12 protein-coding genes and 1 pseudogene are annotated in these 12,231 nt (G+C 72.6%); 5 read left to right on the top strand and 8 right to left on the bottom strand.

Going from position 1 to position 12,231, the window contains the following annotated elements:
- Window positions 1–329, top strand: a 329-nt coding sequence (locus tag F8271_RS12420) for a cellulose binding domain-containing protein (protein ID WP_192580259.1), incomplete at its 5' end; no start/stop codon positions are given.
- Window positions 330–410: 81 nt separating this feature from the next.
- Here the strand turns inward: F8271_RS12420 and sthA are convergent.
- Genes sthA through F8271_RS12440 form a run of 4 tightly spaced genes read right to left on the bottom strand, consistent with a single transcriptional unit; the run spans window position 411 to window position 4,522 of the window.
- The gene (gene sthA, locus F8271_RS12425) at window positions 411–1,814 is read right to left on the bottom strand and encodes a Si-specific NAD(P)(+) transhydrogenase (RefSeq protein WP_151489848.1); all 1,404 of its coding nucleotides are present in this window, start codon (window positions 1,812–1,814) and stop codon (window positions 411–413) included.
- Window positions 1,815–1,867: 53 nt separating this feature from the next.
- Window positions 1,868–2,638: a fibronectin type III domain-containing protein gene (locus tag F8271_RS12430; RefSeq protein ID WP_192580260.1), complete on the bottom strand. Its 771-nt coding sequence runs from the start codon at window positions 2,636–2,638 to the stop codon at window positions 1,868–1,870.
- Window positions 2,639–2,696: 58 nt separating this feature from the next.
- Complete coding sequence (locus F8271_RS12435) at window positions 2,697–3,335, bottom strand: response regulator transcription factor (protein ID WP_151489850.1); 639 nt, start codon at window positions 3,333–3,335, stop codon at window positions 2,697–2,699.
- Window positions 3,332–4,522 carry a sensor histidine kinase gene (locus F8271_RS12440; RefSeq protein WP_151489851.1) on the bottom strand — a complete coding sequence of 397 codons (1,191 nt, stop codon included), beginning with the start codon at window positions 4,520–4,522 and terminating at the stop codon, window positions 3,332–3,334. The genes F8271_RS12435 and F8271_RS12440 overlap by 4 nt, the downstream gene beginning before the upstream one ends.
- Window positions 4,523–4,667: 145 nt before the next feature.
- Here F8271_RS12440 and F8271_RS12445 point away from each other — a divergent pair, with 145 nt between their 5' ends.
- Window positions 4,668–5,426, top strand: coding sequence for an ABC transporter ATP-binding protein (locus tag F8271_RS12445; RefSeq protein WP_151489852.1), 759 nt, complete (start codon window positions 4,668–4,670; stop codon window positions 5,424–5,426).
- Window positions 5,423–7,954 carry an FtsX-like permease family protein gene (locus F8271_RS12450; protein WP_151489853.1) on the top strand — a complete coding sequence of 844 codons (2,532 nt, stop codon included), beginning with the start codon at window positions 5,423–5,425 and terminating at the stop codon, window positions 7,952–7,954. Before F8271_RS12445 ends, F8271_RS12450 begins: the two co-directional genes overlap by 4 nt.
- 51 nt (window positions 7,955–8,005) lie before the next feature.
- Here F8271_RS12450 and F8271_RS12455 read toward each other — a convergent pair whose 3' ends face one another.
- Window positions 8,006–8,272 (bottom strand): hypothetical protein, encoded by a 267-nt coding sequence (locus tag F8271_RS12455; RefSeq protein WP_225854468.1) that lies wholly within the window; start codon window positions 8,270–8,272, stop codon window positions 8,006–8,008.
- An 8-nt stretch (window positions 8,273–8,280) separates the two neighbouring features.
- The gene (locus tag F8271_RS12460; RefSeq protein ID WP_151489854.1) at window positions 8,281–8,703 is read right to left on the bottom strand and encodes a DUF2000 domain-containing protein; all 423 of its coding nucleotides are present in this window, start codon (window positions 8,701–8,703) and stop codon (window positions 8,281–8,283) included.
- A 50-nt stretch (window positions 8,704–8,753) separates the two neighbouring features.
- Between F8271_RS12460 and F8271_RS12465 the strand changes: the two genes are divergently transcribed.
- Entirely contained in the window at window positions 8,754–9,557 is an 804-nt protein-coding gene (locus tag F8271_RS12465; RefSeq protein ID WP_151489855.1) for an AraC family transcriptional regulator, read from the top strand.
- A 165-nt stretch (window positions 9,558–9,722) separates the two neighbouring features.
- Here the strand turns inward: F8271_RS12465 and F8271_RS33800 are convergent.
- Window positions 9,723–9,851, bottom strand: a pseudogene (locus F8271_RS33800) (transcriptional regulator); the annotation flags it as partial.
- A gap of 275 nt (window positions 9,852–10,126) precedes the next feature.
- Between F8271_RS33800 and F8271_RS12475 the strand changes: the two are divergent.
- Window positions 10,127–11,707 carry a DHA2 family efflux MFS transporter permease subunit gene (locus F8271_RS12475; RefSeq protein ID WP_151489856.1) on the top strand — a complete coding sequence of 527 codons (1,581 nt, stop codon included), beginning with the start codon at window positions 10,127–10,129 and terminating at the stop codon, window positions 11,705–11,707.
- 60 nt (window positions 11,708–11,767) lie between these two features.
- On the opposite strand, the gene F8271_RS12480 is transcribed toward F8271_RS12475, so the two are convergent.
- Window positions 11,768–12,226, bottom strand: a complete 459-nt coding sequence (locus F8271_RS12480) for a DUF5709 domain-containing protein (RefSeq protein ID WP_225854470.1) — start codon at window positions 12,224–12,226, stop codon at window positions 11,768–11,770.
- Window positions 12,227–12,231 lie beyond the last annotated feature (5 nt).

Consider the following 12,231-nt stretch of genomic DNA (forward strand, 5'->3'; position numbering starts at 1 on the left):
CGACCGACCCGCCGCCCACGACCCCGCCCCCGGGTACGGGTGCCTGCACCGCGACGGTGACGGTGAACCAGTGGACGGGCGGCTTCGTGGCGAACGTACGGGTGACGGCCGGCTCGTCGGCCCTCAACGGCTGGACGGTGACGATCGCGTTGCCGTCCGGGGCGACGGTCACCAACGCCTGGAGTGCCGACCGCAGCGGTAACACCGGCACAACGAACTGGACGAACGTGGCCTACAACGGCCAGGTCGGCGCCGGGCAGTCCACCGAGTTCGGGTTCCAGGCCAACGGCACCGCCGGCAGCCTGAGCCCCACCTGCGCGGCACGCTGACGCAGACCCCGGCCGGTGCGGAGGGTGGCCCGAACCCTTCGCACCGGCCGGCCCTTCCCCTGTCGGGGCGCTACCTCTGGGCTAACCGTCGATGCGGGTGATGTTGCGGATCTTGTTGGACGCGTCCAGGGCGGCCACCTTGTAGGCCTCGGCGAGTGTCGGATAGTTGAACACCGCGTCGACCAGGTAGTCGATCGTGCCGCCGCAGCCGATGACGGCTTGCCCAATGTGGACGATCTCGGTGGCGGCGGTGCCGAACACGTGCACCCCGAGCAGCCGGCCGTCGTCGGGGGAGACGAGCAGCTTCAGCATGCCGTACGAGTCACCCACGATCTGGCCCCGGGCCAGCTCCCGGTAGCGGGCGATGCCCACCTCGAACGGCGTCGACGCTTCGGTGAGCTGCGCCTCGGTCTGCCCGACGAAGCTGATCTCCGGGATCGTGTAGATGCCGATGGGTTGCAGGCCGTGCATCTCGCGGATCGGTTCGCCGCAGGCGTGCTGCGCGGCCAGCCGGCCCTGCTCCATCGAGGTGGACGCGAGCGCCGGGAAGCCGATCACGTCACCGACGGCGTAGATGTTGTCCACCGAGGTGCGGTAGTTGGCGTCGACCGTGATCCGGCCCCGCCGGTCCGCCTCCAACCCGGCCGCCTCCAGCGCCAGATCGTCGGTCTGGCCCTGCCGGCCGGCCGAGTACATGACGGTGTCCGCGACGATCTTCTTGCCGCTCTTGAGGATGCACAACGCCGCCGTCTGGTGTTTCTCCACCGCGGCGACCTCCTCGCCGAAGCGGAACGCCACGGACAGGTCGCGCAGGTGGTACTTGAGTGACTCGACGACCTCGTCGTCGCAGAAGTCGAGCATCCGGTCGCGGCGTTCCACGACCGTCACCTTCGTGCCGAGGGCCGCGAACATCGACGCGTACTCCATGCCGATCACGCCGGCGCCGACCACCACCATGCTGCGAGGTACGGCCTGCAGGTTGATGACGCCGTCGGAGTCGACGATCGTGCGGTCGTCGAAGTCGACGCTGTCCGGGCGGGCCGGGCGGGTGCCGGCCGCGATGATGATTTTGTCGAAGGTCACCCGGGACTCGCGGCCGGAGCCGCCGTCGACCCAGATGGTGTGCGCGTCGGCGAACCGGCCCGTACCGGTGATCATCGCGACCCGGTTGCGGGCGAGCTGGTTGCGGATGACGTCGGTCTGCCGGGTGATCACGTGCTGGGTCCGGGCGGCCAGGTCGCTGACCGTGATCTCCTCCTTGACCCGGTAGCTGCTGCCGTACAGGTCGCGCTGGCTCAGGCCGGTCAGGTAGAGCACGGCCTCGCGCAGCGTCTTGGACGGGACGGTGCCGGTGTTGATGCACACCCCACCGATCATGTCGCGGCGGTCCACGATGCCGACCCGCCTGCCCAGTTTGGCGGCGGCGATCGCCGCCTTCTGACCGCTGGGTCCGGAGCCCAGCACCACCAGGTCGTAGTCATACACGAGCGTTAGCGTCGCAAGATGTCGCGGTGTGCGCCAGAGCTGGGACGCGAGCGTTATTCGTCCGCCGCCACGCAGGCGCCGTCCGACCACTGCCGCACGACGGACCGGACCGCGCAGCTCGGTGGCGGCGGCAGCGTGGTCACGGTGACCGGTTCGGACAGGGGTGACAGGTGGCCGACCTCGTCGCGGGCCTGCACCACGAAGGTGTACGTGGTGGTGGGGGTCAACCCGCTGATCTGGGTGCTGTTGCGCCCCGGCGGGTACTGGTACACCTCGCTGACCCGGGTGAGGGTGCCGTCGGCGTTGACCCGGAACACCTCGTACCGGTCGAGCGCGACGTTCTCGACCGAGGGGGCCCACCGCAGCCACACCAGGGTGGCGGCCACGTCGTACGCCATCGGTTGGCCCGGCGCGCTCGGCGACTGGTCGTCGCCCGGTGGCATGGTCAGCCGCAGCGTCGGGTTCGACAGGGAGCTGTTGCCGGCCGCGTCCACCGCCGAGACGCTGAACGTGTACGTGCGGGACGGCCGCAGCCCGGTGATCCGGATGCTGGTGGTGTCGGTCGAGTACATGGCGCCGGAGTCCTCGAACCGCGCGGAGACCGGATAGCGGACCACCCCCACGTTGTCGGTCGAGGCTGCCCAGGTCAGCTCGACCCAGGTCGTGTCGACGGCGACGACCGTGATCGGGCCGGGGGTGGTGGGGCGCTCGGTGTCGTCGGCGGCGTACGCCGGGGTCGCGCCCACCGCGACCAGGGCGGCCGCGAGCAGCGCGGCGACCGGCGACCGCAGACCTCCATGTCGGCGTGCAGCGCGGCCCGGCATCAACTCCGAAGGCGCCGCACCCAGCCCCATCCGCCCGGACGCGGTCGCCGCGAGGGACCTAGGCGACGAGGCGGCGTTCCCAGGCCCAGGCGGCGATCTCCACCCGGTTCCGGGCCGGGAGCTTCATCTGCACGCTGGCCAGATGGGTCTTGACCGTGCCGACCGCGATGAAGAGCCGGGCGGCGATCTCGGCGTTGGTCAGGCCCCGGGCGACGAGCTTCACGACGTCGAGTTCCCGTGGTGAGAGCCCGGCGTCGTCGTACGCGGGTGTCGGCGAGCTGAGATGCTCCAGCAGCCGCACCGTGATGGACGGGCTGATCAGCGCGTCCCCGGACACGGCCGCGCGGACCGCCTCCACCAGCAGCGCCGGGCCGGAGTCCTTGAGCAGGAAACCGCAGGCGCCGTTGGACAGTGCGGTGTGCACGTACTCGTCGAGGTCGAAGGTGGTCACCACGACCACCCGGACCGGGTCGGCGACGCCCGGCCCGGCGAGCAGCCGCAGCGCCTCGAGGCCGTCGAGGCGGGGCATCCGGATGTCCAGCAGCACGACGTCCGGTCGCAGACGCCGGGCCAGCTCGACGGCGGCGACCCCGTCCGCGGCCTCGCCGACCACCGTCATGTCCGACTGCGCCCCGATGATCATGCCGAAGCCGGTCCGGACCATCGCCTGGTCGTCGGCGAGCAGCACCCGGATCACCGCGCCACCGCCGGATGCAGCGGCAGCGCCGCGTCGAGCACCCAGCCGCCGGCGATGCCCGGCCCGGCGGTGATCGTGCCGCCGAGGGCGCGTACCCGCTCGGTGAGGCCGATCAGACCGAAGCCGTGCCCCCGGGCCGGCGCGGTGCGCCCGGACGTGCCGTCGTCGGCGACCCGGACCAGCAGCCAGTCCGGGGTACGGCGCACCGCGACGTGCACCGACCGGGCGTCCGGTGCGTGCTGGCGGGTGTTGGTCAGCCCCTCCATCACCACCCGGTACGCCGACGTGGAGACCTCCACCGGCAGCCCGTCCAGCGGGCCGTCGACGTGCAGCCGGGCCGGTACGGTCGCCGTGCCGTTGTGGCCCTGCACCAGCGGCGCCAGGTCGGCCACGCCGGCCAGCGGGGCGAGCGGGGCGTCCGGATTGCGCAGGACACCGACCATCCGTCGCATCGAGGCCATCGTCTCCGCGCCGGCGCGTTCGATCTGCTCCAGGGCGACGATCACCCGCTGCGGATCCTGCTCGGCGACGAACCGGGCGCCCTGCGCCTGCACCACGATGCCGGTCACGTGGTGGGCGATGAAGTCGTGCAGATCGCGGGCGAACTCGGCGCGCTGCTCGGCCCGGACCAGCGCGATCGCCCGCTCCCGTCCGGCCGCGACGACGCGCAGGTAGATGCCGACCGCGGCGGCGCCGACCGCCGCGAGCGCCTGGAGCAGCCCGAAGATCACGAGTACGTTGTCGGTGCCGGCGCGCAGCGGCATCGCGGCGGCGGCGAGCGCGGTGACCGCCGCCGCCCACGGCGCCAGTCGGGCCGCGCCCCGCCGGGTCACCACGAAGACGACTGCCAACAGCCCGGCGGACTCGGCCAGCCCCCAGCTGCCGCCGACCAGAAGTCCTCTGCCCGAGCTGAGCACCGTGATACCGAAGGTGACGGCCAGCGAGGCGGTGCCGAGCAGGAGCGCCGCGACGGGCAATGCCCGCGACCCCTGCCGGTGCACGGGCAGCCAGACCGGCACGGTCGCCACCGCGAGCCCCGTGCGCACCACCAGAAGCAGGGCGAACGTCGGGCTCATGCCGGTGAACAGGCCGAAGCGCAGGTCGAAGAGGCCCAGCAGACCCAGCGCCGCCAGGCCCGCGAGCTGGCCCAGCCGTACCCACCATGTCGAGAAAGCCGCCGCGCTCATGGTGACCCAGCGTAGCCAGGTGGCGGGAGCGGTAGATCGGCCGAAAGGCAGACCCGGCGGCGGCGATACCCGGCCCCGGGCCGATGTGCCCACCGGTTGACGGCGGCGACGCTTCCCGGGTCACATCGCAGCCACTGGAGGAACAATGACAACCCACGCCCCGCCGCAAACCAGCCACGCGGCGGTCGCCGCGGTCGACCTGGTGAAGGTGTACGGCAGCGGTGACACCGCGGTCCGTGCGCTGGACGGGGTCTCGGTCGGCTTCGGCCGGGCCGAGTTCACCGCGATCATGGGCTCGTCCGGGTCCGGCAAGTCGACCCTCATGCACTGTCTCGCCGGCCTGGACACGGCCACCTCCGGTAGCGTCCTGCTCGGCGGCACGGACCTCACCGGTCAGTCGGACCGGACGCTGACCCGGGTACGCCGCGACCGGATCGGGTTCGTCTTCCAGTCGTTCAACCTGCTGCCGCAGCTCACGGCCGCGCAGAACATCACCCTGCCGCTGGACCTCGCCGGCCGGGAGCCCGACGGTCACCTGCTGGAGCACCTGGTGCGGGTGCTGGGCCTCGGTGACCGTCTGGGCCACCGGCCCAGCGAGCTGTCCGGTGGCCAGCAGCAGCGGGTGGCGCTGGCGCGGGCGCTGGTGTCGCGTCCCGAGGTGGTCTTCGCCGACGAGCCGACCGGCAACCTGGACTCCCGCTCCGGGGCGGAGGTGCTCACCATCCTGCGCGACTCGGTCCGCGACCTCGGCCAGACCGTCGTCATGGTCACCCACGACCCGATCGCCGCCGCGTACGCCGACCGGGTGGTGCTGCTCGCCGACGGCCGGGTGGCCGGCGAGATCGACAAACCGGACCAGGGCTCCGTGACCGACGCGCTGCGCGATCTGGCGGCCGGCGCATGAGGGCGACCGTGCTGCGTACCCAGGTGAGCGTCGCCGCCCGCCGCCCCGGCCGGCTGATCCTGACCGGCCTGGCCATCCTGGTCGCGGCGTTCGTCGTCTTCGGCACGGTGCTCGTGCAGGAGATCACCGAACGGACCGTGCGGGACAACCTCAGCGGCACCCCGGCCGCCACCGACCTGGTGATCGGTGACCCGGAGCAGCCGTCACCCACCGCGGCGCAGCTGCCACGCGTCCGCGCCCTGACCGGGGTGGCCGAGGCGGTCGGCCGGTCGGAGATCGGGGTCTTACTCGGCGAGGGTTACCTCAACCTGCGGGCCGACCCGGGCAGTGGCCCACTGGCCACGGTCCGCGTGATCCGGGGCAGCTATCCGACGCGACCCGGGGAGATCGCGATCACCCCGCGTACCGCCGAACGACTCGGACTCGCGGTCGGCACCGCGACCAGCGGGACGGGCGGCGAGCTGACCGCGCCCACCCAACTCACTGTCACCGGCGTGGTCGAGACCGACGCCGACGGCGGCTCCGACGCGTACGCCCCGGACAACGTCGTGACGGCGTGGGCGCACCTGACCACCGTGGAGCGCATCGACGTACGGGTGACACCCGGCACGTCGCCGGAGTCCGTCCGCGAGGCGGTGACCGCGCTGGTCGGCGCCACGCAGCCGGTGCGCTCCGGCGCCGAGGTGCGCCAGACCGAGGCCAACGCGGCCGCCGAGCAGGTCGGGAGACTGTTCGTCCTGGTCGGCGTGTTCGTCGCGATCGCGGTCATCGCCGCGGCGCTGGTGGTCACCTCGACCTTCCGCATCGTCTTCGCGCAGCGGATGCGGCAGCTCGCGCTGCTGCGGGCGGTCGGCGCGGGGCGGGGCACCCTGGTGGGGGCGTTGACCGCCGAGGGAGCCCTGACCGGGCTGGTCGCCGGCGTGGTCGGTGTCGCCGGCGCACTCGCCCTCGGGTACGCCCTGCCGGCGGTGCTGCGGGCCTCCGGCCGGGCGGTCTCGTCGCCCGGCCTGCCGCTGACCGCGTCCGTCGCGGTGGTGGCCGGCGCCGTCATGATCACCGTCCTGGCCGTGCTGGCCCCGGCGCTCTCCGCCGCGCGGGTCTCCCCGCTGGAGGCGCTGCGTACGGCGAGCACCACCGCCGGCCGGCGCGGCGTCGGCGTCCCGCGTCTGGTGTGCGGGCTGCTGCTGGCCGCGGGCGCGGTGCTCGCCGCCGTCGCGACGATCCGCCAGCTGCCCACGCCGGAGCAGGAGTCCTACGACCCGACGATGCCCCTGCTCCTGCTGGTCGGGTCCGGCGCGCTGGCGTTCTTCGCGCTGGTGGCCCTCGGGCCGCTGCTGGTACGTCCGGTGCTGGCCGTCCTGGGCTGGCCGTTGAGGCAGCTCGGCCCGCACGGGCGGCTGGCGGTCGGCGGGGTCGGCGGGACGCCTCGTCGGGCCGCGGCGGTGTCCGTCGTGGTCGCGCTGGGCGTGACCCTGATCTCCGGGGTGGTCATCGGGGGCGCGTCGATGCGGGTCCTCGCCGACCGTGAGATGGCGCTCTCGGCGCCGACCGACTTCGAGGTCACCACCAGCGACGGGACGCTGCCGGCGGCGGTGGTGACCGGCGCGGAGGTGGCACAGGCACTCGACCGGGTGGTGCCGTACCGGCGCGTCGCCGACGTCACGGTGCTGCGTGGCACCGACCGGCTCGGTGACGTCGAGTCCGGTTACCCGACGAACGACCTCGACGTGGCGGCGTTGCCGACCACCGGTGACCTGGACGTGGCCCAGGGCAGCCTGGCCGACCGTGGGCCCGGCCGGATCGTGCTGAACAGCTGGGTGGCCCGGGACACCGGACTGCGGGCCGGCGACACCGCCACCCTCGCCCGCGCCACGGGCAGGGTCGACGTGCGGGTGGCCGCGGTGCTGCCCGGCGACGGCCCGCTGCACGCCGGCATCCTCGTCGACCCGGCCGACCTCGACCGGCTCGGCGTGCCGGCGGCGTACACCGGTCTGCTGGCCGACGCGGCCGATGCCGGCGAGGACGGCCGCACCGCCGGGGTACGCGCGCTGCGGCAGGCGATCGGCGGCAGCGAGGGGGTGGGGCTCGCGGTGCTCGCCGACGAACGCGACCGCAACGACGCGCTGCTGAGCACCCTGGTCTGGATCGCGGTCGGCCTGGTCGGTCTCACCGTGCTGATCGCGGTCGTCGGGGTCGGCTCCACCACCGCGCTCTCGGTCGTGGAGCGGGTACGCGAGTCCGGCCTGCTCCGCGCCATCGGCCTGTCCCGGACCGGCCTGCGCACCATGCTGACCGCCGAGTCCGGCCTGTACGGGGTGATCGGTGCGACCATCGGTCTGCTCCTCGGCGTCCCGTACGCCTGGTTGGCGGTCCAGACGCTCGGGATCGACGCACCGTTGACCGTGCCGGTGCTGCCGCTGGTCGGGCTGTTCGTGGCGCTTGTCGCGTCGACCGCGCTGGCCGGGGTGCTGCCGGCGCGGCGGGCGTCCCGGGTCAGCCCGGTGGTGGCGCTGGGGCTCGACGGCTGACCCCGCACCGTGGGTCGGCGTCGAGGACGGCGCCGACCCACGGTGGCCTGTTCAGTTGGGGTTGTTGGCGTGGGTCAGCGTCTCCCACGCCACGAAGAGGGTGTTGCTGCCGGCCGGCCGCTGGTGCAGCGTGAGGGTCTGCGTGTTGGTCATGACGTTGCCCAGCCGGGTGCTCATCGCGTTGAAGCCGACCTCGGTGATCGGGCCGAGGCCCCGGGTGAGGCTGCCACCGCAGAGCCAGGAGGGCGCGGCCTCGCCGAGCTGGTAGCGGGAGTGGAAGCCGAGCGCCTGCCGCAGCCGCAATGTCTTCGCCGCCACGAATGCCGTTACGGGTGCATGGACGCGCCCTTGAGCACCTTGTCCACCACGGTACGCCCCGCGTGCAGAGCCAGCCCCACCAGGTCCAGCTTGTCCCGGCCGACCGCCTGCACGGCGGCGCGGTTGTCCCGGTCGTTGCCGGTGGCGAACAGCTCGGACGTGAAGACCGCGAGCCGCAGCCCACGGGCGAGCGCACGCGAGTGCGCGCCGGCCAGCGTCGCCCGGTCGCCGGCGAACACCAGCACCGGCTGGCGGAACATCGGCAGATACCCGGTGCCGTCCGCGTCGCGGTACTCCTCACCCAGCAGCACCGGCTCGGCGTTCGCGATGCCACTGACCAGGAAGGCCGTGACGTTCAGCCGCTGCCAGCCGGCCAGGTCGTTACGGAGCAGTACGGCGATCTTGGTGGGAAAGCGGATCGGTTCGGTCATGGCGTCGAGCCTGCCCGCCCCGACACCGACCGGTCTTGTACGTTCTTAGCGTGGCCACCCGCCCGGCCGGCTCCCAGGTCAGCGCCTGGCGACCCGCCGTCGCCGGGGTCGCCGAGGTCTTCCACGCCCATTTCGTGGACCACGCGTACCCGCGGCACGTCCACGACGTGTGGACGCTGCTGATCGTCGACGACGGCGCGGTCCGTTTCGACCTCGACCGGCACCGGCACGGCGCGCTGCGCACATCGGTCACGCTGCTGCCGCCGTACGTGCCGCACGACGGCCGCTCCGCCACGGCGAACGGTTTCCGCAAGCGGGTCCTGTACCTCGACACCTCGGCGCTCGACGCCGCGTTGGTCGGCCGGGCGGTCGACCAACCGGACCTGGCCGATCCGCGCCTGCGAGACCGGATCCACCACCTGCATCAGGCGCTCGGCGACGCGGGGGACGAGTTCGAGGCGGAGAGCCGGCTCGCGCTCATCCTGGACCGACTGCGCCAGCAACTCGGCGCGCGTGCCCCGGCCGGTGTCCCGCCGCCCGCGCGTGGCCTCGCGGTCCGACTACGGGAGCTGCTGGACGCCCGGACCGTCGAGGGTGTCACCCTGCGCGAGGCCGCCGAGCTGCTGCACGCCCACCCGACGCACCTGGTCCGGGCGTTCAGCCACCTGCACGGGCTGCCGCCGCACGCGTACCTGACCGGTCGGCGGGTCGAGCTGGCCCGTCGCCTGCTCCTCGCGGGGCAGCGTCCCGCCGAGGTCGCCGCGGCCGCCGGGTTCTTCGACCAGGCGCACCTGACCCGTCACTTCCGGCGGTATCTGGGCGTCAGCCCGACCCGCTACCCGGCCCGGAGCTGATCGGCGGTCAGACGAGCTGGCCGCCGATGACGGCGACGAGCGCGGCGGCCCGCGAGCCGCGCCCGTCGCGGGGTGTACGCCGCGTGCAGGTGTGCCACGAGCAGGCGACTCCGGGTGCAGCTGCCGTGCCGTTGGGTCGGTGAACCAGCGGTGGTGCGCGCTGTGCGCCAACCCGCTGTACCGGGTCTCGTCACCGAGTAGGGCAATGGCCGGCGCGGTCTGCGCCAGGGTTTCGCCGAGGTGGTTCACCACCTGGGCCGGGGTGTCGTGCATCCGGTCGAGGATCCGCATCATTCCCCGGGTTCACGTGGTCGGCCCGCACCGCGTGGCGCGGAACGGCGTGGCCGGTGGTTCTGCTGGCTGATCGCCACCCCGACGAGCGGCTGTAAATGGACGGCCGTTCGGATGCGCCACCGGACGGTCACGAAATCCGGCGGCGAATCGTCACAACTGGCGGTTAGTCTTCCTCGGCGCGTCGTCGTCCTGGTACGCCGCGCCCCGCGCCTGGTCGGCGCGGCATCGCCGCCACCGCCCACCATCGGCCGGCTCAACCGACTTCAGGAGAGTTTGTGACACAGCAATCCGTCGCGACATCGGACAAACTCGACGCCGCAGTGCTCAAGGTGGCCGGCGTCGTGGTCCTCGGCGCGATCATGTCGATCCTCGACGTGACGGTGGTCAGCGTGGCGCTGCCCACATTCCAGACTGAGTTCGACGCGTCCTACGCCCGCGTCGCGTGGACGATGACCGGCTACACCCTCGCCCTGGCCACCGTGATCCCGCTCAGCGGCTGGGCGGCCGACCGGTTCGGCACCAAACGTCTCTACATGGTGGCGTTGGCGCTGTTCACGATCGGGTCCGGTCTCTGCGCCACCGCCGACAGCATCGGCGAGCTGATCGGCTACCGCGTGTTGCAGGGCCTCGGCGGCGGCATGCTCATGCCGCTGGGCATGACCATCATGACCCGCGCGGCCGGGCCGCACCGGATCGGCCGACTGATGGCCGTCCTCGGCATTCCGATGCTGCTCGGCCCGATCGGCGGCCCGATCCTCGGCGGCTGGCTGATCGACACCGCGAGCTGGCACTGGATCTTCCTGATCAACCTGCCGATCGGTGTCGTCGCGCTGATCTACGCGCAGTTCGCGCTGCCGAAGGACGCGCCCGAGCCGTCCGAGTCGTTCGACTTCGTCGGTATGCTCATGCTCTCGCCGGGTCTCGCCCTGTTCCTCTACGGCGTCTCGTCGCTGCCGGAGGCGGGCACGTTCGCCGAGGCGAAGGTGTGGGCGCCGATGCTGGTCGGCGGCGCGCTGGTGGTGGCGTTCGTGCTCTACTCGTTCAAGCCCCGGCACCCGCTGCTCGACCTGCGGCTGTTCCGCAACCGCAGTCTGACCATCGCCTCGCTGACGCTGTTCGTGTTCATCATCGCGTTCATGGGCGCCGGCCTGCTGTTCCCGAGCTACTTCCTGCAGGTGCGCGGCGAGTCGACGTTGGCCGCCGGCCTGCTGATGGCCCCGCAGGGCATCGGCGCGATGATCACCATGCCGATCGCCGGCACGCTGGCCGACCGGGTGCCGATCGGGCGTACCGTGCCGTTCGCGCTGGGGCTCATCGTCGTCGGTTTCTTCGGGTTCACCCAGGTCGACCCGCAGACCTCGTACTGGCTGCTCGGCGGGTCGCTGTTCGTGATGGGTCTGGGCATGGGCGGCACGATGATGCCGATCATGACCTCCGCGCTGCGGACGTTGCAGGCCCAGGAGGTGGCCCGTGGCTCGACGCTGGTCAACATCCTCCAGCAGATCGGCGGGTCGGTCGGCGCCGCCGTGATGTCGGTGATCCTCACCAACGAGCTGAACGGCTCCCGGCCGATCCCCGGCCTGGTGGACGAGAGTGGCAAGCCGGTAACCGAGGCCGGGCTGGCCATCGCCTCCCAGCAGCGTCCGGAGCTGCTCCAGCAGATGCCGGTCGACCCGTCGATCATCGAGCGCGGGCTCGACTTCGCCGCCAAGTCGTTCGCCACCACGTTCTGGGTCGCGTTCGCGCTGGTCGTGCTCACGTTCATCCCGGCCGCCCTGCTGCCGCGCCGACGTCAGCCGGCGCAGCTCGACGACCAGCAGGGCGAGCAGGTCAAGACGCCGGTCGTCATCCACTGAGTACGCCGCCGCCGCGCTCGGCGTCCCTACGGGGAGTCGAGCGCGGCGGCGGATACGGCGTCAGCGCAACGGACCGTCGCCCGGCCCGTTCGGGTCGTCGACCAGGTGGACCGCCGCTTCCTCCGCGCTGGCGGCGCCCGCGTCGATCCCGGCGTCCCACGCCACCGAGTCGGCCTCGTCGTCCTCGCGGACACCCTCGTCGTACGCGACGAGACGGCCCGCGCGGCCCTCGGCCTCGTACCCCCGGCGGGTCAGCTCGTCCTCGTCGTCGCCGCCCTCGGCGTACGGGTCGATGTCCGGTTCCTCCTGGGCGAGGTACTGGTCCAGGGACTCCCCGGCCCGCTCCTCGGCGGGGGTGGTGCCGAACCGGTTCGCCGCCGTCCAGTGGTCCTCGGCGACGATGCCGGTGTCGAGGGGGTCGCCGACCCCGTCATCCAGGGTGTCGGAGGCGTCCAGGACGCCATCGTCCTCGGCCACGTTCCACTCGTCGACGGAATCCATCCGCTCGGTCTGGCTCACGGCGG

The organism is Micromonospora sp. ALFpr18c (assembly GCF_008868155.1).
Lineage (GTDB): Bacteria > Actinomycetota > Actinomycetes > Mycobacteriales > Micromonosporaceae > Micromonospora.